Origin of the sequence: Mycobacterium sp. OAS707 (genome assembly GCF_014873705.1) — a bacterium.
Taxonomy (GTDB): Bacteria; Actinomycetota; Actinomycetes; order Mycobacteriales; family Mycobacteriaceae; genus Mycobacterium.
Genome location: NZ_JADBDS010000003.1, coordinates 206,198 through 225,015, shown reverse-complemented (window position 1 = coordinate 225,015; position 18,818 = coordinate 206,198). Strand labels below are relative to the sequence as shown.

22 protein-coding genes are annotated in these 18,818 nt (G+C 65.7%); 12 read left to right on the top strand and 10 right to left on the bottom strand.

All coding sequences use genetic code 11. From position 1 onward, the window contains the following. Nucleotides 1-131: 131 nt before the first annotated feature. Genes GGC64_RS19170 through GGC64_RS19150 form a run of 5 tightly spaced genes read left to right on the top strand, consistent with a single transcriptional unit; the run spans nucleotide 132 to nucleotide 5,600 of the window. On the top strand, nucleotides 132-1,487 hold the full coding sequence (locus GGC64_RS19170) for a cytochrome P450 (RefSeq protein ID WP_192724145.1): 1,356 nt from the start codon (nucleotides 132-134) through the stop codon (nucleotides 1,485-1,487). Further along, nucleotides 1,484-2,389 (top strand): alpha/beta fold hydrolase, encoded by a 906-nt coding sequence (locus GGC64_RS19165; protein WP_192724144.1) that lies wholly within the window; start codon nucleotides 1,484-1,486, stop codon nucleotides 2,387-2,389. Before GGC64_RS19170 ends, GGC64_RS19165 begins: the two co-directional genes overlap by 4 nt. Then, complete coding sequence (locus GGC64_RS19160) at nucleotides 2,386-3,255, top strand: SDR family oxidoreductase (RefSeq protein ID WP_192724143.1); 870 nt, start codon at nucleotides 2,386-2,388, stop codon at nucleotides 3,253-3,255. Before GGC64_RS19165 ends, GGC64_RS19160 begins: the two co-directional genes overlap by 4 nt. Then, nucleotides 3,252-4,592 carry a cytochrome P450 gene (locus GGC64_RS19155; protein WP_192724142.1) on the top strand — a complete coding sequence of 447 codons (1,341 nt, stop codon included), beginning with the start codon at nucleotides 3,252-3,254 and terminating at the stop codon, nucleotides 4,590-4,592. The genes GGC64_RS19160 and GGC64_RS19155 overlap by 4 nt, the downstream gene beginning before the upstream one ends. A 3-nt stretch (nucleotides 4,593-4,595) precedes the next feature. Beyond that, the gene (locus GGC64_RS19150; protein WP_192724141.1) at nucleotides 4,596-5,600 is read left to right on the top strand and encodes a zinc-binding dehydrogenase; all 1,005 of its coding nucleotides are present in this window, start codon (nucleotides 4,596-4,598) and stop codon (nucleotides 5,598-5,600) included. A gap of 11 nt (nucleotides 5,601-5,611) precedes the next feature. On the opposite strand, the gene GGC64_RS19145 is transcribed toward GGC64_RS19150, so the two are convergent. Next, nucleotides 5,612-6,046 carry a MarR family transcriptional regulator gene (locus GGC64_RS19145; protein ID WP_192724140.1) on the bottom strand — a complete coding sequence of 145 codons (435 nt, stop codon included), beginning with the start codon at nucleotides 6,044-6,046 and terminating at the stop codon, nucleotides 5,612-5,614. Nucleotides 6,047-6,140: 94 nt separating this feature from the next. Between GGC64_RS19145 and GGC64_RS19140 the strand changes: the two genes are divergently transcribed. Next, nucleotides 6,141-7,022: an NmrA/HSCARG family protein gene (locus GGC64_RS19140; protein WP_192724139.1), complete on the top strand. Its 882-nt coding sequence runs from the start codon at nucleotides 6,141-6,143 to the stop codon at nucleotides 7,020-7,022. A 142-nt stretch (nucleotides 7,023-7,164) separates the two neighbouring features. Further along, nucleotides 7,165-8,547: an HNH endonuclease signature motif containing protein gene (locus GGC64_RS19135; RefSeq protein ID WP_192724138.1), complete on the top strand. Its 1,383-nt coding sequence runs from the start codon at nucleotides 7,165-7,167 to the stop codon at nucleotides 8,545-8,547. Here GGC64_RS19135 and GGC64_RS19130 read toward each other — a convergent pair. The 6 genes from GGC64_RS19130 to GGC64_RS19105 form a co-directional block, all read right to left on the bottom strand. After that, nucleotides 8,544-9,320: an MBL fold metallo-hydrolase gene (locus tag GGC64_RS19130; RefSeq protein WP_192724137.1), complete on the bottom strand. Its 777-nt coding sequence runs from the start codon at nucleotides 9,318-9,320 to the stop codon at nucleotides 8,544-8,546. The genes GGC64_RS19135 and GGC64_RS19130 overlap by 4 nt on opposite strands. Further along, nucleotides 9,317-9,940 carry a TetR/AcrR family transcriptional regulator gene (locus GGC64_RS19125; RefSeq protein ID WP_192724136.1) on the bottom strand — a complete coding sequence of 208 codons (624 nt, stop codon included), beginning with the start codon at nucleotides 9,938-9,940 and terminating at the stop codon, nucleotides 9,317-9,319. Before GGC64_RS19125 ends, GGC64_RS19130 begins: the two co-directional genes overlap by 4 nt. Further along, nucleotides 9,933-10,400 (bottom strand): ester cyclase, encoded by a 468-nt coding sequence (locus tag GGC64_RS19120; protein ID WP_192724135.1) that lies wholly within the window; start codon nucleotides 10,398-10,400, stop codon nucleotides 9,933-9,935. The genes GGC64_RS19125 and GGC64_RS19120 overlap by 8 nt, the downstream gene beginning before the upstream one ends. Before the next feature lie 70 nt (nucleotides 10,401-10,470). Next, nucleotides 10,471-10,893: an SRPBCC family protein gene (locus GGC64_RS19115; protein ID WP_192724134.1), complete on the bottom strand. Its 423-nt coding sequence runs from the start codon at nucleotides 10,891-10,893 to the stop codon at nucleotides 10,471-10,473. Between the two features lie 11 nt (nucleotides 10,894-10,904). Next, a complete protein-coding gene (locus GGC64_RS19110) occupies nucleotides 10,905-11,693 on the bottom strand; it encodes an MBL fold metallo-hydrolase (protein ID WP_192724133.1) in 789 nt (262 codons plus the stop codon). A 9-nt stretch (nucleotides 11,694-11,702) separates the two neighbouring features. After that, a complete protein-coding gene (locus tag GGC64_RS19105; protein ID WP_192724132.1) occupies nucleotides 11,703-12,194 on the bottom strand; it encodes a DUF2834 domain-containing protein in 492 nt (163 codons plus the stop codon). 69 nt (nucleotides 12,195-12,263) lie between these two features. Between GGC64_RS19105 and GGC64_RS19100 the strand changes: the two genes are divergently transcribed. Genes GGC64_RS19100 through GGC64_RS19090 form a run of 3 tightly spaced genes read left to right on the top strand, consistent with a single transcriptional unit; the run spans nucleotide 12,264 to nucleotide 15,503 of the window. Further along, complete coding sequence (locus tag GGC64_RS19100; protein WP_192724131.1) at nucleotides 12,264-12,869, top strand: TetR/AcrR family transcriptional regulator; 606 nt, start codon at nucleotides 12,264-12,266, stop codon at nucleotides 12,867-12,869. Between the two features lie 54 nt (nucleotides 12,870-12,923). Further along, nucleotides 12,924-14,483: an NAD(P)/FAD-dependent oxidoreductase gene (locus GGC64_RS19095; protein ID WP_192724130.1), complete on the top strand. Its 1,560-nt coding sequence runs from the start codon at nucleotides 12,924-12,926 to the stop codon at nucleotides 14,481-14,483. 39 nt (nucleotides 14,484-14,522) lie between these two features. Then, entirely contained in the window at nucleotides 14,523-15,503 is a 981-nt protein-coding gene (locus GGC64_RS19090) for an NAD-dependent epimerase/dehydratase family protein (protein WP_192724129.1), read from the top strand. Here the strand turns inward: GGC64_RS19090 and GGC64_RS19085 are convergent. The 3 genes from GGC64_RS19085 to GGC64_RS19075 are packed head-to-tail and all read right to left on the bottom strand — an operon-like array spanning nucleotide 15,500 to nucleotide 16,959. Beyond that, a complete protein-coding gene (locus tag GGC64_RS19085; protein WP_192724128.1) occupies nucleotides 15,500-15,664 on the bottom strand; it encodes a hypothetical protein in 165 nt (54 codons plus the stop codon). The genes GGC64_RS19090 and GGC64_RS19085 overlap by 4 nt on opposite strands. Then, nucleotides 15,661-16,602, bottom strand: coding sequence for a cation transporter (locus GGC64_RS19080; protein WP_192724127.1), 942 nt, complete (start codon nucleotides 16,600-16,602; stop codon nucleotides 15,661-15,663). The genes GGC64_RS19085 and GGC64_RS19080 overlap by 4 nt, the downstream gene beginning before the upstream one ends. A 6-nt stretch (nucleotides 16,603-16,608) precedes the next feature. Further along, nucleotides 16,609-16,959, bottom strand: coding sequence for a UBP-type zinc finger domain-containing protein (locus tag GGC64_RS19075; RefSeq protein ID WP_192724126.1), 351 nt, complete (start codon nucleotides 16,957-16,959; stop codon nucleotides 16,609-16,611). A 257-nt stretch (nucleotides 16,960-17,216) separates the two neighbouring features. Between GGC64_RS19075 and GGC64_RS19070 the strand changes: the two genes are divergently transcribed. Together GGC64_RS19070 and GGC64_RS19065 are read left to right on the top strand one after the other, a co-directional pair. Next, nucleotides 17,217-18,008: an MlaE family ABC transporter permease gene (locus tag GGC64_RS19070; protein WP_370582194.1), complete on the top strand. Its 792-nt coding sequence runs from the start codon at nucleotides 17,217-17,219 to the stop codon at nucleotides 18,006-18,008. Further along, on the top strand, nucleotides 18,005-18,814 hold the full coding sequence (locus tag GGC64_RS19065; RefSeq protein ID WP_192724124.1) for an ABC transporter permease: 810 nt from the start codon (nucleotides 18,005-18,007) through the stop codon (nucleotides 18,812-18,814). Before GGC64_RS19070 ends, GGC64_RS19065 begins: the two co-directional genes overlap by 4 nt. The last annotated feature ends 4 nt before the right edge of the window (nucleotides 18,815-18,818 follow it).

The window sequence follows — 18,818 nt, the reverse complement described above, 5'->3', positions numbered from 1 at the left end:
TACTACCCTGTACCAGCCTCGGTACCAGAAGGTACCACTATTAGACGCGTGTGGAAAGGGGGCTTGTGCGAATCGGTACCTAGGCGTACCGTGACCCGGTACCTGGGAGTACCGCCAACGGAGGTGAATGGATGGCTGTGGCGACCACAGACCCGGTGCGGCTGCCACCGGCGCCGCGGATACCGAAGCTTCTCCAAGGGGTCGGGTTCGTGGCCGCCCGCGAGAAGTCGGTGGCCGCGTTGGCCAGGCGGTACGGGTCGGCCTTCACACTGCGGCTACCGATCTTCGGTGAGACCGTAGTGGTCAGCGACCCGGCCTTGATCAAGGATCTCTTCACCACCAACACCGACCTCATCGCCCGGGCCGGGGTGCTCGGCGAAATGTTCGGTCCCGGCTCGACCTTCAGCCTCGACGGGGCCGAGCATCGCGAGCGCCGCAAGCTTCTGGTTCCGCCGTTCCACGGCAAGCGGATGGCCTCCTACGAAGGGATCATCGAGGAGGAGGTGCTCCGCGAGACCGCGTCGTGGCCCGAGGGCCGGGAATTCGAGACCATGCCGTCGATGATGCGCATCACGCTCAACGCGATCCTGCGGACCGTGTTCGGCGCCGAGGGCGCCGCGCTCGACGAACTGCGCGAGTTGCTGCCCGACATGGTGTTGCACGCTTCCCGGTTTGCCGTTATGCCGCCGGTCCTGCGGCGCGACTTCGGTCGGTTCAGCCCGGGCGGCAAGCTGATGGCGAATCGCGAGCGCTATGACGGGATCATCCGCCGACTGATCGCGGACATCCGCAACGACCCGAAGTTCGACGAGCGCAACGACGTTCTGACGTTGATGCTGCAGGCGCGCTACGACGACGGCTCGCCGATCTCCGACGACCACATCGCCGACGAACTGCTGACCCTGCTCGCCGCCGGCCACGAGACCACGGCGACAACGCTGGCGTGGACGGTCGAGCGGCTGCGCCGCCACCCGCGGCTGCTCTCGCGTTTGACCGCCGAGGTCGACGCGGGGCAATCCGACCTGGTGCAGGCCACGATCTGGGAAGTGCAGCGCACCCGCCCGGTGATCAACGGCACCGCCAGAATGACGAAGACCCGAATCCGGTTGGGTGAGTGGGTCATTCCCGAGCGCCATGCGGTGCTCGCCGGCATCTCGCTTGCGCACGCCTCCGAGCGCAGCTTCCCCGACGCCAAGTCGTTCAATCCCGACCGATTCAAGGACAACCCGCCCGACAACTACGCATGGATTCCGTACGGCGGCGGAGTGCGCCGCTGCATCGGTGCGGCCTTCGCGAATATGGAGATGAATGTGACATTGCGGACACTGTTGCGAGAGTTCGAGTTCGGGACGACATACGCGCCCGGTGAGCGTCTGCACTCGCGCGGGGTCGCCACCGCACCCGCGCGCGGCGGCCGCGCCGTCGTGTATCGACGCGCCATCAAGTCGGCATCGCGGGCCGGCCAGACGCAGCGGGTCTCGGCATGACCGCCGGTGAGGAGGTGCTGGTCGACGTCGGCCGGGGCATCGAACTGTGCTACGACCAAACCGGCGACCCCGCTGACCCGCCGATCCTGTTGATCGCCGGCCTCGGGCAGCAGTTGCACTCGTGGCCAAGTGATTTCGTCACCGCACTGGCCGGCCGCGGCTATCGCGTCACGCGCTTCGACAACCGCGATGCGGGCCGGTCCACCCATATGACGTATCGGCCGCCGAGTCCTTTGGCGACCCTGCGCGGCCGCAACGAGTACCACCTCGGCGACATGGCGCGCGACACCGTCGGACTGCTCGACGCGCTCGGCTATTCAGACGCGCACCTGGTCGGCATTTCGATGGGCGGCATGATCGCCCAAACCGTCGCCGCACACCACCCGGGCCGGGTCCGCACGCTGACATCGATCATGTCGAACACCGGTGCGCGCCGTGTCGGCCGCCCGGCGCTCTCGACCTGGCGCCGGATGCTGACGTCGCGTCCTCCGCGCACCCGCGCTGAGGCGATGGACCGCGCTGCGATGATGTTCTCCCACATCGGTTCTCATGGCTTTCCGTTCGACGAGAATGCGGTTCGCGAGTATGCGGGCATCGCATACGACCGGGATCCGAGCCCCGCCGGTATCGCCCGCCAGCTCGCGGGCATCTTCGCCTCCGGCGACCGCACTGCCGAACTTCGCAACATCGACGTGCCCACCTTGGTCATCCACGGCGACCGCGATCGCATGGTGCATCCGACCGGCGGAGCGGCGACGGCGCGCGCGATCCGCGGTGCCCGCCTCGAGACCCTCGTCGGCCTCGGCCATGACCTGCCCATCGGGGCGTGGGGCCGAATCATCGACCTGATCACCGAACACGCCACTTCGGCAACCGTCACCCATTCCGAGGAGCACGCATGAGCACCAAACGGACCATCAGCGGCCGCACCGCCGTCATCACCGGTGCGGCATCCGGCATCGGTCGTGCTCTGGCGCAACGACTGTCGGCGCACAGCTGCCCGGTCGCGATCGCCGATATCGACGAGAAGGGGCTCAAGGAGACCGAAGCCTCGCTGAGCGGGCCCGCACTGCTGCGGGTGCTCGACGTGGCCGACGCCGAAGCGCAGCGCGCCTTCGCCGGCGAGGTGGCCTCGTGGGCGCCCAGGCCGATCGGTGCGGTGTTCAACAACGCGGGCGTCGCCACCGCCTCCAGCGTTCTTGATGCGGTCCCGGAGGACGACGACTGGCTGTGGAACATCAACTTCCACGGCGTGGTCAACGGCACGCGCGCGTTTCTGCCGATCCTCGTCGAGCAGAACGAAGGGGCGATCGTCAACACGTCGAGCGTTTTTGGCTTGGTGGGCATGCCCAACCAAAGCGCTTACTGCTCAGCCAAATTCGCGGTGCGCGGGTTCACCGATTCACTGCGGCAGGAGTTGCGCGGCACCGGGGTGACCGCCATCAACGTCCATCCCGGCGGCATCAACACCAACATCGTGCGCAATGCCAGGTTTCGCAAGGATCCCGAGGGTCGCGGCCGCAGCCACGATCAGATGGTGCAGGAGTTCGCCGCGATCACACTGACCCAACCCGACAAGGCCGCCGAGATCATCCACCGCGGCGTGGAACAGGGCAAGGCGCGCATCCTGGTCGGGCCGGACGCGTACCTCTTCGATACGCTCGGTCGCCTTGCGCCGACGCGCTATTACGACATTCTCGGTCGGCTGGAGTCCGTCCTCAGGCGACGCAGTCAGACGAACGTCCCGTCCGAGGTGACCGTGTCGTGACGGTGGCGAACCTGCCTCCCGGGCCACGGTGGCCGGTGCCGATTCAGGGTCTGGCGTACATCGCCTCGCGAAGGCGGATGATGCAGGCCTTCCGCAAGCGTTACGGCACCGCGTTCACTGTCCGGCTGCCGTTCTTCGGACCAACGGTGATCATCAGCGATCCGGCGCAGGTGAAGCAGTTCTTCCAGACGAAAACCGACGTCGTCCGCAATGTGGAGCCCAATCTGGACCTGGTGCTTGGCCCGGGCTCGACCTTCGGCTTGCAGGACGACGCGCATCGCCGACGCCGCAAGCTGCTGGTGCCGCCGTTCCACGGCAAGCGGATGCGAGCCTATGAGGGTCTGGTCGAGGAGGAGACGCTCAAAGAGGTCGCCACCTGGCCCGAGGGTCGGGAGTTCGCGGTACTGCCATCGACCAACCGCATCACGCTGAACGTGATCCTGCGGGCGGTGTTCGGCGCCGAGGGTGCCGAGTTCGACGCGTTGCGCACGGTGATGCCTCCGTTGGTGGAACTGGGGTCCCAACTGGTGTTCCTGCCGTGGCTGCATCGCGACCTCGGTCCATGGAGCCCATGGGGGCGATTCCTCGGTCTGCGAAGGGAATTCGACAAGATGGTCGGGTCGCTGATCGATCGCGTCGTAGCCGACCCGAATCTCGAACAGCGTGACGACGTGCTGTCGCTGATGCTGCAGTCGCGATACGAAGACGGCACTGCTATGTCGCGCAGCGACCTCGCCGACGAGCTGTTCACGTTGCTTGCCGCCGGCCACGAAACCACGGCCACACAACTGGCGTGGGCAGTCGAGCGATTGCGTCGGCATCCGAATGTGTTGTCGCGGTTGGTCGATGAGGTCGACGCGGGCGGATCGGACCTGCTGCAAGCCACCATTCACGAAGTTCAGCGCAATCGGCCCGTGATCGACGGCGCGGCGCGACAAGTCATCGCGCCGACAATGCCGTTGGGGCCGTGGGTGATCCCGCACGGCTACACCGTGCAGGTCGACATTCCGCTGACACATCAGAACGCTTACCCAGACCCGGAGCGATTCGATCCGGATCGCTTCCTCGCGGTGAGCCCCGATATGTATTCGTGGGTGCCGTTCGGCGGCGGGATGCGACGATGCCTTGGCGCCGCGTTCGCGAACATGGAGATGAACGTCGTATTGCGCACGCTGCTGCGCGAGTTTCGGTTCGCGCCGACGTCGGCGCGTCCCGAACGAATGCACAGTCGCGGTGTCGCGTTCGCGCCCAAAGACGGCGGGCGTGCCGTGGTCTACCGGCGGATTCACACTGCGGGATCCAACGATCTGCCGAAGAGCGCGCACGTTAGCGTCTGACCCATGCGCGCGGTCGTCATAACGAAGCACGGTGACCTGTCGGTCCTGCAGGTGCAGCAACGCCCCGACCCGCCGCCGCCCGGCCCCGGGCAGGTGCGCATCGCGGTCCGCGCGGCCGGCGTCAACTTCGCCGACCATCTCGCCCGCGTCGGACTGTATCCCGATGCGCCAAAACCGCCGATGGTGGTCGGCTACGAGGTGTCAGGAACCATCGAGGCCGTCGGCGACGACGTCGATCAGGCGCGGGTGGGGGAGCGGGTGTTCGCGGGCACCCGGTTCGGCGGTTACTCCGAGATCGTCAATGTGCAAGCGGCAGATGCGGTTGCGATACCCGACTCGATGAGCTTTGAGCAGGGCGCGGCGATTCCGGTCAACTACGCGACCGCGTGGGCGGCGTTGCACGGCTATGGCTCGTTGCAGGCCGGTGAGCGCGTGCTGATCCACGCTGCGGCAGGTGGCGTCGGGATCGCGGCCATCCAGTTGGCCAAGGCAGCCGGTGCCGAGGTGCACGGGACCGCGTCGCCAGGTAAGCACGAGCGGCTAGCGGAGCTGGGCGTCGACCGCGCCATCGACTATCGCCGCGACGGTTGGTGGAAAGGCTTGCCGCCCTACGACATTGTGCTGGACGCGATCGGCGGCAAGTCGCTGAAGCGGTCCTATGAGTTGTTGCGTCCCGGCGGTCGGCTGGTGGGCTATGGCGCATCGGCCATGCAGCGGGGGGAGAAGCGGTCTCTGCGCACCGCGCTGCCGCAACTGCTGTCGATGCTGCGCGGTTTCAATCTGATCAAGCAGCTGTCGGAGTCCAAGACGTTGATCGGGCTGAACATGCTGGCGTTGTGGGACGACCGCGGCACGCTGCAGCCGTGGATCGAACCGCTGTCAACCGCGCTGGCCGACGGCATCGTTGCGCCGGTAGTCCATGCCGCGGTCCCGTTTGCGAATGCTGGTGAGGCTCACCGTATTCTGGCGGCACGCGAGAACGTCGGCAAGGTGGTGCTCGTCCCGTAGGCGTTGACTTCTCAAGCTCGACGTTTGGCTAGGAGGGATTCGAGAACTCGCCCCAGCAGGATCATGAGGTCTTCCTGCTGTTGCGGTGTGAGTGCTGCGACGGTGTCCTCCTCGAGGGTGCGCCACGCGGCGTTCACCGGACCTTCCAACGCCCGACCGGCCTCGGTCAGGGACACGAGAACAGTTCGACGATCCGAGTCGGATCGCTCACGGGCGATCAAGCCGCCTCTTTCCAAGCGGGCGAGCATCTTGGACGTCGTCGGCGGCTCTATTGCCAGCTCACGAGTCAACTCGGCCTGCGAACGCGGCTCTTTGTCCCACAGGAGCATGAGCAACAGTTCCTGACCCGCCGATAGGCCGATTCCGTGTAGCAGCGCTCCGGCATGTTGCCGATGCACTCGCGACACGGCTGAGATCCGCAGGCTGACGGTCTTGTCTGCGCTCACAGCTTTCCTCCGGAATACATTTAGCCGGCTAATGGTTGCAGCCGACGATAGTTAGCCGGCTAAGGGCTAATCGTACAGAGCGGAGGAGTTGACCATGACTACATCAACGACGAGGACCATTGCGGTCGCCGGGGCCACGGGCGCCCAGGGCGGAGCAGTTGTCGACGCGCTGCTCGAGCAAGGTGCGCGGGTGCGCGCGCTGGTCCGCAGCAATGGGTCCGAACGTGCCCGCAACCTGGCAAACCGCGGAGTGGAACTCGCACAAATCGATGCGAAAGACCCAGCGTCGCTGAAGAATTCGCTGCAGGGCGTCGACGCGTTCTTCTTCATGACGACGCCTTACGGTGACTCGCACGACACCGATATCGACGGCGAGATCCAGCAGGGTGTCGAGTTCGCCGACGCAGCGGTTGCCGCACAGGTCCCACATGTGGTGTTCAGTTCCGTCGGCGGCGCCGATCGCAACTCGGGTGTTCCGCACTTCGAGTCCAAGCGCCGCATCGAAGAGTACGTGCAGGCCCGTGGCCTTTCCGCCACGATCGTCCGTCCGGTGTTCTTCATGGACAACTTCGCATCGACGGCACCGACGGTCGAAGGCAACGAACTCGTGCTACGACTTCCTGTTCCGGACGGCATCAAGGTGCAGATGGTCGCGACCCGCGACATCGGTGTCGTTGCCGCTACGGCGCTGCTGGACCCTGCGGCGGTCCCCGCGGCGATAGAGATCGCCGGCGATGAGCTGACAGGCAGCGAGATCGCCGCGGCCTTCGGCGCGCACGCCGGCTTGCCCGCACGCTACGAGGCGTTGCCCGTCGAAGTCCTCGACGGTCAGGACGACCTTCAGAAGATGTTCCGTTGGTTCGCCGATACGCCCGCATACCAAGCCGACATCGCGGCCGTTCGCGGTATCGACCCGGATCTCTGGAACCTGCAAGCCTGGCTGCAAACGACGAATTACAGCGTGGCCGTGGTTTAGCGATCGGGCGCATCTACCTGACGGGTCCGACATCTTTGGGCCCGGAGGTGTAGTTATCCCCAGGTTCGAATTCATCCACAGGTTGGCGTCGAGAGTGCTTCTCGCCGAAGCCAATTGACGGCGGATTCGGAAGAATTGAAGTGTGTTCGAAGGATGTGGTGATGGCGAGTTGCTTGATCTGATGGGTGATGCCCAGCAGGTCGAGCGGGCCGCGTCGGCTCAGCGGTTGCTGGCCATCGGCCAGTACACGGTGCGCCGGATCGCCGAGCAGACCGATGAGCACAACTTCTGGGCAGTCGATGGCTGGGAGCAGATCGCCGCGGAGATCAGCGCGCAGTTGGGCATCAGCCGCAAGCGCGCGTCGTCTCAGATGAGCGACGGGCAGAGCCTCATCGAACGCCTGCCCAAACTGGCTGCGGTGTTCGCCGCCGGGGCGGTGGATTTGCGGGTGATCGCGGCCGCCATTTACCGCACCGATTTGATCGTTGACGAGGCCGCGTTGGCGAGCGTTGATGCGCAGTTGGCGGACAAGGCGCCGGGCTGGAACAAGCTCTCGCGCGAGAGGGTCGCCGAGTTGGTCGACTGGATGGTCATCGAAGCCGACCCTGAGGCGGTGCGGGTCGCCACCCAGCGTGATGCTGATCGCCACATCGCGGTGCGCCCCGGCGCCAACGGGACCGCCGAAATCTATGGCCAGGTCCGCGGCCCGGATGCCGCGGTCTTCGACACCGCGTTAGACGAACTAGCGGCCACGGTGTGCCCGAATGATCCACGCACCACCGCTCAGCGTCGCACCGATGCGCTGAGCCCGTTGTCGGCGCGGGCCACCAGCATGGCGTGTCTGTGCGGTGCCCCGGACTGCCCCGCTGCCGGCGCTCAGGTGCCTTCCACGCCGGTGGTGATCAATGTGATCGCCGAGGCCGCCACCGTCGACGGCACCAGCACCAAGCCGGGGTATCTGCCCGGCTACGGCGCCGTCCCGGCGGCCACGGTCACCGAACTGGCCAACAGCGCCTCGGTGCGCCCGGTACCCACCGCCAAAGACCTAGCTGCTGAACCCCATTACCGCCCGTCGGCGGCACTGACGCGGTTCATTCAGTCCCGGGATCTGACGTGCACGTTCCCCGGGTGTGATCAACGGGCGGTGGGTTGCGATATCGACCACAGCGTGCCCTACCCGCACGGCCCGACGCATCCCTCCAACACCGGGCTCAAATGCCGCATCCATCACCTACTCAAAACGTTCTGCGGCTGGGCCGACTCCCAACGTCCGGATGGCACCGTCGTGTGGACCTCACCGCGCGGGCGCACCTACACCACCGCCCCGGCCGGGGCCCGGTTCTTCCCCCAACTCGCCACCCCCACCGAAACACTGACCCTGCCCATCAGTCCACCGCCCGACCCGAACCGCGACCTGGCGATGCCCCAACGCAAACGCACCCGAACCCAAGACCGCGCCTACCGCATCGAATACGAACGCGCCCAAAACCGCGCCCGCTACGCAGCCGACCCACCACCCTTCTAAGCGGTGGCTTGTGCCTTCTCCAGCAGCGTCGGGTCATGCGCGCAGACGATCAACAGGTCCGGCTCCTGCCGCTGATACAGCTCGGCAAGCCGTGAATGATTGTCCAACACAGCTTTTCGATCGAATGCGAACATCGACTCCATCGCGGTCAGGCCGCGCGGCACGGGTGTCCCGTCCAGCGTGCCGAAGTGATAGAACGCGTCGCCGGCGTGCAGCACCCACCGGTGTCCGGCATCGACGGCCACACAGGCGTGGCCGCGGGTATGCCCAGGCAGAGCCACGAGTGCGATGCCCGGCGAGATCTCGGTGAGTTCCTTGGCGGCGGCGAACCCCCGCCACTTCTCGCCGCGCGGATCGTGCTCGACGATGATCGGGCTGTGCGCCCACTGCGCCGAACGATAGCGGATCTTCTCGCGCCTCGACGGAGCCCGTATCGCGCCGAGCGCCTCCGCGGCGGTGAGATGAACACGCGCGGCGGGGAAGTCCGACAATCCACCGGCATGGTCGATGTCCATGTGCGTGATGATGATGTGCCGCACGTCATCTCGGGTAAAACCGAGTCGGTCGAGCTGATGCACGACGGTTTCGGCGCGGCTCAGGATCGGTCGAACCATGCGGCGTGACGGCCCGACCCGTCGCGGATCGTCGCAGTCATGCGTGCCATAGCCGCTGTCGACCAGAACCAGCCCGTCGTCGGTTTCGATGAGCAGCACGTGGCACACCATCGGGCTCGGACTCTTCATCGTTCCGCAGTTGAGGTGGTGCACCTTCACGGCGCACCCCCGAGCCGCGACTCCAACAGCTGCTCCACCTCGCGACGCGCTGCGGCGAGATCGACCTGATCGTCGAGCACGCGTTGCAGCGCCACCCCGCGCAGCATCGCGACGACCACCGTCGCCAGACCAATGGGATCGACCGACGCGTTGACCTCGCCTGCGGTGACCGCCAACTGGATTCGCTTCTCGATCTCCTCGCGGAACTCACGGTCGGCCGAGATCATCTGCGGCCGGACATCCTCGGACGGGCCAGCGACCGCATCGGCCCACAACACCAGTCGCGCCCGGTTCACCGGCTGAAGATCAGAGACTACGGAGAAGTAGAAGTCGATCAACCGCCACAGCTGATCGACCGGCGAATCCGATTGGCTCTCTTGGACTATCGCGTCGCGAAACTGACTGGTGACCGTCTCGACGAGTCGCTGCATCAACGCACCTTTGGAACCGAAGTGGTGCGTCGCCAACCCGCGGCTGTACCCCGCGCGCTCACCGACATTGGCGAGGGTGACCCGGGTCGGCCCGATCTCCCCGACGAGCTCGGCCGCCGCACGCACCAGTCGCCGTTCGGCCGCTAGCCGGCGCTGCTCCTGTGTGCGGGGCAGGCCAGACTCAGTCACCGAGCGTCCCGGCCAGCGCGAGCAACTCGCCGCGCCCGATCTGAGTCACCAGGCTGGCGGTGTCGAAGTAGATGCGTTCGTTGACGATCCGCTCGTCTTCGAAGAAGAACACCGCGATCAGCGGTACCCGGAACGACTTGCCGGTCGGCGGCATTCCGTAGAACTCACCGAGATTGGTTCCCAGCAAATCGAATTCGACGATCACCGCGTCGTCGGAAACGTGAAAGCGGGCGTTCTCGTGGCGTTGGTCGGGGAACGCGGTGCGGGTCGACAGGTAGTAGCCCATCACCTCTTCGTCGCCGTCGTAGACCTGACCGGTGGCCATGATCTCGTAGCGGGGGTGGCCCTCCCCGTTGGTCTTGAAGGTGGCCAGGGTCGCGTCGAACTCCTTGGTCACCTCGGTGTCCATGTGCTCGCGGATGAGCGCCAGGCGCCGCTGCCGTAGATCGTCAGTGATCACGAGTTCTCCTAAAGCTTGCTTGTTGACGAACAAGTTACGGTACCCGACGGTACCGCGTCAATGGGCGCCATTAGTTTTCCTTGGTGGCCGCTCGCGCGAGCATGCGCATCAGCACCTGGCACAGAGCCGTCAACGGCGCCTTGACCAGGGGAAAGCTGGCCGAAGTGGCGAGCGTGTAGGAGATGCGGGTGCCCGCTCCGGCCTCACTCAGTCGTACTTCACCGCGATATCCGGGAAACGGCACGCCCGACAGCGCCTTGTACCCCAGCACGTGAGGCGGTTCGGACGTGACGACCTCCTCGACGATGTCGGGTCCGGGGCCCTTTGCCGCGATACGACGAACGGCCCCAACGCCGTTGGGGTCGGTGGTGCCGACCTTGTCCATCGTCACCGTCAGTCCCGGCGCCCACCGGCCGATTCCGACGTGGTCGCTCAGCGCGTCCCATACGGTTTCAATCGGTGCTGCGACAGTGGTTTGCGATGTGACTTGCATTGCGGCCCTCCCTAAGCGGTGGCTTTGGCGTGCTCGAAGTTCGTCCGATCGTGCGCGCAGATCATCGTCATGTCGGGTTCATGGCGCTCGAACAGCTCGACGAGTCGAGCGTGATTCTGCCGCATCATCTTCCGGTCGAATGCGGTCGCCCATTCGAATGCCGCGAGCGCACGCGGCATCACCGCGGTTCCGTCGAGCGTGCCGTGATGAAAGAAGCTGTCCCCGCAATGCAGCAGCCAGCGGTGTCCTGCGTCGACCGCGATGCAGGCGTGGCCCCGGGTATGACCGGGCAGCGACACGAGCACGATGCCGGGCGCCACCTCATCGAGTTCCTTCGCCGCGGCGAAGCCTCGCCACGCTTCACCGTCCGGGGTGTGCTCGACGATCTTCGGTCCGTGCGCCCACTGGATCGCGCGGAACCGGACCTTCTCCCCGCGGGTCGGGGCTCGCAGTGCCCCGAAGGCTTCGGCAGCGGTGACGTGTATCTGCGCCTGGGGAAAGTCGGAGATGCCGCCGATGTGGTCGCCGTCGAAATGCGTGACGACGATGTGCTGTACATCGTCGGTCCGAAACCCAAGGCGCTCAACCTGATTGACGGCGGTCTCCGCGGGGTTGAGCACTGGCCGGATGAACCGTCGCGACGCACCGACGCGACGGACCGGATCGGCGCAGTCCCGTGTTCCGAACCCGGAGTCGATCAACACCAGGCCGTTGGAGGTCTCGACCGCCAGCACATGGCACACCATCTCTCCGCAGCCGAGGGGATACATGGTGCCGCAGTTGAGGTGGTGAACCTTCACATGGCAGTTCTACACGCGAGAGTCGACGGCCACCGCTGCTTCTTGATGCCGGCGTTGCCGTTCGACGGTCGCGAGATAAAACGCCCAGGCGAACGAGAAGCTGGTGAACAGGCTCGACACGAAAAACAGCCACGGGTGCCGGATTCCGCGACGGCGGCCATCGATGATGGTGAACAGCGGAAGCAGTATGACGTTTCCGATGGTGTAGTCCGCGCTCGCCGAACTGGCGGCCGGGTTGTCGTATCCCAGCGCGATGAACTCGGCCCAGCTACCGGGGCCCCACAGCACATTGTGCGAACCGGCAACCGCATATTCCTGTACGTAGCGGAAATTGAAGTACCAACACAGCGGGATCGAAGCGGCGCCGACGACGTAGTACAGCATTTCCAGTGTCGCCGGCCGGGAGTCGGCGGTGACGCGCGCGAAGATCGCCGGATTCAATCGAACGACCAAAGCAATGACCACGACCGCGAGCACGGCGTGCACGACAAGGGCAACCATGATCGGAGTCTCGCGACCGATTCGAGTTTTGTCAATATTGACATAACCGGCTTGCGGTACCTTACGGACATGGTCCGGGCTGCTCAAACGGCACGCAGCGAGCGCACACGCGAGGCGTTGCGGCGTGCTGCGGTGGTGCGGTTCACCGCCCAAGGCATCGAGGACACGTCGGCTGAACAGATCGCGGCCGATGCGGGGGTGTCGCTGCGGACCTTCTATCGCCACTTCGCGTCGAAGCACGACCTGCTGTTCGCCGACTACGACGCCGGCGTGCACTGGTTCCGCAAGGCGCTGGCCGAGCGGTCGACCGACGAATCGATCATCGAGTCGGTACAGGCCGCGATCATGGCCCGGCCCTATGACGACTGGGCCGTCACCGAGATCGCCGCCCTACGCGCCCAGGAGCTCGAACCCGGCCGCATCGTGCGCCATATCCGGCAGTTGGAGGTCGACTTCGCCGAAGCGATCGAGGACCGCCTTGCCGGCGACGATCCGCCGAAGGCCGGGACCGACGAACGCATGCACATCACCGTCACCGCCCGCTGCATCGCCGCAGCGGTGTTCGGGGCGATGGAGGTCTGGATGCTCGGCGACGACCGGTCGCTGCCCGAACTGGACCGGCTGTGCCGTGCGGCGCTGAAATCGCTCAGGACGGGTCTCGTCGACCAGGGCTGATTCCAAGTTTTGTCATTATTGACAAAACTATGCGAGGCATGTCAGCCTCAGCCCATGACGGACTTTGACGCGATTGTCGTTGGCGCGGGCCACAACGGGCTCACCGCGGCCGTACTGCTCCAGAAGGCGGGGTTGCGCACCCTCTGCCTGGACTCCAAGCTCTACGCCGGCGGAATGGCGTCCACGGTGGAGCTGTTCGACGGGTATCAGTTCGAGATCGCAGGCTCGGTGCAGATTCCGACCTCGGCGGTCGTGAGCAGGGAACTGGGGCTCGACGGGCTGCCAACCGTTGACCTTGACGTGATGTCGGTGTCGCTGCGAGGCGTCGGTGACGAACCGCTGGTCTACTACACCGACCCGATGAAGCTGCTGACGCACATCAACGAGGTGCACGGTGCCGAGGCCGTCAACGGTATGGCAGGCCTGATGGCGTGGTGCCAGGCGCCGACGCGCGCGCTCGGACGCTTCGACGCGGGCACACCGCCGAAGACGCTCGACGAGATGTATGCCTGCGCGACAAACGAATTCGAGCGTTCGACGATCACCGATCTGCTGTTCGGCTCCGTCACCGATGTGATCGATCGCTACCTGCCCGACAAAGAGAAGAACGGCGCGTTGCGCGGCATGCTCGCGCTGCTGGCGTGCAACACCACCTATCGCGGTCCCGCGACTCCCGGCACCGCCGCGGCGCTGGCCTACGGATTCGCCGTTCCCGACGAGAACGCGCTACTGGTGAAGAAGGTCGTAGGCGGCATCGGCGCGCTGACATCGCATCTGCTGGACGTGTTCACCTCGCACGGTGGCGAACTTCGGCTGCGCAGCAAGGTCGACGAAATTCTGATTGCCGACAACCGCGTCAGCGGCGTCCGACTCGAGGACGGCAGCACGATCAGCGCGCCGGTCGTCGTGTCGGGCATCGCACCGGACCTGACGATCAGCCTGGTCGACGGCGCCGCGGTACCCGCCGACATCCGGGAGCGGTTCTCCCGCGTCGACCACCGCGGCAGTTACCTGCAGATGCACTTCGCGCTCGACGGGGTGCCGGAATTCGCGCCGCCCTACGAGATGCTCAACGATCCCGCAATGCAGTCCAACATCGGCATCTTCAGCACGCCGGAGGAACTGCAGCGGCAGTGGGAGGACTGCAGGCGCGGGATCGTGCCCGCCGATCCCTCGATCGCGCTGCAGATTCCGTCCGTCAACGACCCTGGCCTTGCGCCGGCGGGCAAGCACGCAGCCTCGGCATTTTCGCTCTGGTTTCCGATAGAGGAGGGCGACACGGGCTACGGGGAGATGAAAGTGGAGATGGGGCAGCGGGTCATCGACAAAATCACCCGGCTCGCACCGAACTTCGAAAGCCTGATCATCAGGCACACCACCTTCACCCCGAAACACATGGGCACCATGTTCGGTGCGCCCGGCGGCGACTACTGCCACGGGCTGATCCATCCCGACCAGATCGGCATCAACCGGCCGGGGCCGAAAGGCTATGTCGATCAACCGATTCCGATCGACGGGCTCTACCTGGGAAGTGCCGGCTGCCACGGCGGCCCCGGCATCACGTTCATCCCCGGCTACAACGCCGCGCAGGCAGTGCTCGCCGACAACAACTGACGCGTTTCAAGATCCCTGAGGTGGGGAACGCCACCGGGCATGGCAATCACTGTTGCCGTCACGGGTCCCACGGGCGACATCGGCATCTCAGCGGTGCAGGCCCTCGAAGAGGCACCTGAAGTCGAACGGATCATCGGGATGGCTCGCCGACCCTTTGATCCGGCCGCCCACGGCTGGACCCGGACGGAATATCTACAGGGCGACATTCTGGACCGCGGCGCCGTCGACGCGCTGGTCGCCGAGGCCGACGTGGTGGTCCACCTCGCGTTCATCATCATGGGCTCCCGCGAGGAGAGTGCCCGCGTCAATCTGGAGGGCACGCGCAACGTCTTCGAGGCGACGGTGGCGGCGGGTCGCCCGCGACGGTTGGTGTACACGTCGTCGGTGGCGGCATACGGCTACCACACCGACAACCCGGTGCCGATCACCGAAGACGTGCCGCCACGCGGGTCGCCCGAGCACTATTACTCCGAGCAGAAGGCCGCATGCGAGGCCGCGTTGGCCGAGATCACCGACGGCACGTCGCTGGAGGTGTACGTGCTGCGCCCGTGCATCGTGGCAGGCCCGAAGGCGCCTGCCCTGGCCGAAGCGATGCCGTGGAACCAGCTGCCTGGCCCGGTCAAGCGAGTAGCGCAGGCGCTGCCGTTGCTCAAGCCGCCTTTCCCCGACCCCGGCACTCCGTTGCAGTTGGTTCACCACGACGACGTCGCTGCCGCAATCGCTTTGGCCGCAACGACGTCCGCTCCACCGGGCGCCTACAACATCGCGGGGGACGGGGTGCTGTCGATGTCCGACATCGCCGACACGCTCGGTGCCCGCCCGTTCCGGGTACCCCGGGTGGCGGCGACGGCGGCATCGGACGTCATCTCGCGCCTGCCGTTCGTGCCGTCGGCGCTGGAATGGTTGCACGTCGGCCGCACGTCGGTGGTGATGGACACCGCCAAGGCCAAATCCGACCTGGGCTGGACCCCGAAATACACTGCGGCCGAGACGCTGTCGTCCCTGGGGCAGGCGATCTAACGGTCGTCGGTGTCCTCGGCCGGCCCGCTCGGCGTCGCGCCGCCTTCGTCGGACCAGTCGACGCGATCGTCGGTGCCCTTGGCGGGGTCGCTCTGGACGTCGTCATCCGCGCCTGGCGCGCCCGCGTCCGAGTCGGCGGTCTTGGGTTTGTTGCTGCTCACCCGTCCTGACTACCCGCATCGTCTGGCTCGGAAACGGTCAGCACGGCGTCCACCACGTAAGGACTTCGCTCCAGTTCGTGCTCGAGCCGGCGCAGAGTACGGGCGACGGAGGACTCGACCTTGTCGCCGACCAAGTCGACCCTGCCGACGATGAAAAGCTGCTTCGGGCCGATGAATTCGAGCCGAAGGTGACGCACCGAAGCGATCTCGGGCATCTCCTTCAGCTGAGTGAGCGCCGCATCGTAGAGGGCCGGCGTGCCGGGCTCGCCGGTCAGGAAGCGGCGATTGCGGTCGATCAACAGCACTGCCACTGCGCCCAGCAACAAGCCGATGACGATCGAGCCGGCCGCGTCCCACGCCACCACGCCCGTCACCTCATGCATGGCGATCCCAAGGGCTGCGACGACGATGCCGATCAGCGCGGCACTGTCTTCGGCGAACACCGCGCGCACGGTCGGATCGGAGGTCAACAACGCGTGGGCGAGCAGATCGCGGTCGAATCGCTTTGCCTCCCTTCGCAACTGGCGCATAGCCTGCAGCCAGGAGACCCCTTCGAGCGCGAATGCCACCGCCAGCACGACATAGGCAACCAGATAGTCCTCGGATCCCCGTTCGCCGTGCAGGAGCTCGTCGACACCGCGCCAAACCGAAATCGTCGCACCGATGACGAACAGGCCCACGGCGGCCAGCAGCGACCATACGTAGGCCTCGCGGCCGTACCCCAGCGGATGCTGTTCGTCGGGCCTGCGGGCACTGCGCCGGTCGGCGATCAGCAGGAAGATCTCGTTGCCGGTATCGGCCCAGGAATGGGCGGCCTCGGCAGCCATCGAGGCCGACCCCGAAACCACGGCGGCAACGGTCTTTGCCACCGCGATGGCGAAATTCGCACCGAACGCGACAAGTACGGTCAGTGTGCTTTCGCCACCGGACTCCACCACGAGAGTTCAGTCGCGGTTACGGAGTTGCGCCACCCAGTCCTTCGGCACCCGATCGCTGGGCCCAGGCGCAGGCTGGTCGGTGGGATGGGACTCGGGCGCGGCGAGTTCGGGCCCGTCGTAATACTCGTTTGTGTCGTAATTCCAGAACCAGTCTTCACCGGGCTCGAACGACCGGATGATCGGATGACCGGTCTCGCGCCAATGCGCCGAGGCGTGCCGGGCCAACGAGTCGTCGCAACAGCCGATGTGCCCGCACGCGGCGCAGCGACGCAGATGCACCCACCAGCCGCCGACAGCGTCGCATTCGACACAGCCCGTGCCGCTCGGCGGAACTGACGGATCCACAGCGGTGCTCATAGCTGACGAGCCTACCGACGCGGCCGCCCGGCGCTAACAAGACTATTAATCAACTTGATTTGATCGAACTGAGCGAAACCAAAGCCGTTGGGGCAACCAGCGAATTCCCCTTATTGACGGGCTTGTCTGCGCACGGTGCCGCGTTGACAGCTAACCCGGGCTCTCTTAGCGTCCCGCGCAAGCTTTGCGACGATGGGAATGCATGTGGGATCTGCGGAGGGGTGCTCGCGCGCGGCAATGACGCTGCAGTCGTCGCCATGCGTTCGTCCTCTCGGCGGTCGACCGTGACAGAGACCGCTTGGTCGAAACCCGCATTCGCGATCGGAGACTTCGTCGTCCTGGTCGGCGAGACGTTCGCCGCCGTGGTGCGACCACCGTTCGCGTGGCGGGAGTTGCTCGATCAGATCTGGTTCGTGGCCAGGGTGTCGATCGTCCCGACGCTGGTGCTGTCCATTCCGTACACCGTGCTGATCGTCTTCACGCTCAACATCGTGCTGATCGAGGTCGGCGCGGGCGATCTGTCCGGTGCCGGTGCCGCGCTGGCGTCGGTGACACAGGTGGGTCCGGTGGTCACGGCGATCGTCGTCTCCGGCGCGGCCGCCACCGCGATGTGCGCCGATCTGGGCGCCCGGACAATCCGCGAGGAAATCGACGCGATGAAGGTCATCGGCGTAGACCCCGTTCAGGCGCTGGTGGTGCCGCGGGTGATTGCCGCGACTTTCGTTGCGCTGATGCTGTATTCGGTTGTCGCCGTCGTCGGCCTCGCGGGAAGTTACTTCTTCGTCGTCTTCATCCAGCATGTGACCCCCGGGGCGTTCGTCGCGGGGATGACTCTGTTGACCGGTCTGCCGCAGGTCGTCGTGTCCCTGGTCAAGGCGCTGCTGTTCGGACTCTCGGCAGGCCTGATCGCCTGCTACAAGGGCCTGCACGTCGGTGGTGGGCCGACGGCGGTCGGCAACGCGGTCAACGAAACCGTCGTGTTCGCCTTCATGGCGTTGTTCCTCATCAACATTCTGGCCACCGCGTTCGGCGTGAAAGTCGCGCCGTGACAACTGCTTTAGTCGACCGGACCCGCAGGCTGGGGGAGCAGACCGCCTTCTACGGCAAGGCGCTGTGGGCTACCCCTGACGCGATGCGGCGCTATCCGGAAATGGTGCTGCGCCAGATCGCGGGCATGGGCATGGGTACCGGGGCGTTGGCCGTCATCGGCGGCACAGTGGCGATCATCGGCTTCCTGACGTTGTGCACAGGCGCCCTGATCGCCGCACAGGGCTACAACACGTTGTCGAATGTCGGAATCGAAGCCCTGACAGGATTTCTGGGCGCATTTCTCAACGTCCGGTTCATCGCTCCGGCGACCGCAGGCGTGGCGCTCGCCGCAACCATCGGTGCCGGTGCCACCGCACAGATCGGCGCCATGCGCATTAATGAGGAGATCGATGCGCTGGAAGTGATGGGGATCCGGGTGATCACCTACCTGGCGTCCACCCGCATCGTGGCAGGCGTGGTCGCCGTCATTCCCATTTACACGGTGTCCGTGCTGATGTCGTTTCTCGCGACGCGCTTTGGGACGACGGTCGTCTACGGGCAGTCGCGCGGCGTATACGACCACTACTTCACGACGTTCCTGCAGCCGACGGACCTGTTGTGGTCCTTCATCGAGGCGTTGTCGATGGCGGCGGCCGTGATGGCGGTGCACACCTACTACGGCTATACCGTGACCGGTGGTCCAGCAGGCGTCGGCGAGGCTGTCGGCCGCGCGGTGCGAACCTCCATCACCGCAGGCGTTTTCATCCTGCTGACCATCACACTGTCGGTATACGGGCAGTCCGGCAACTTCCACCTGTCGGGGTGACGGG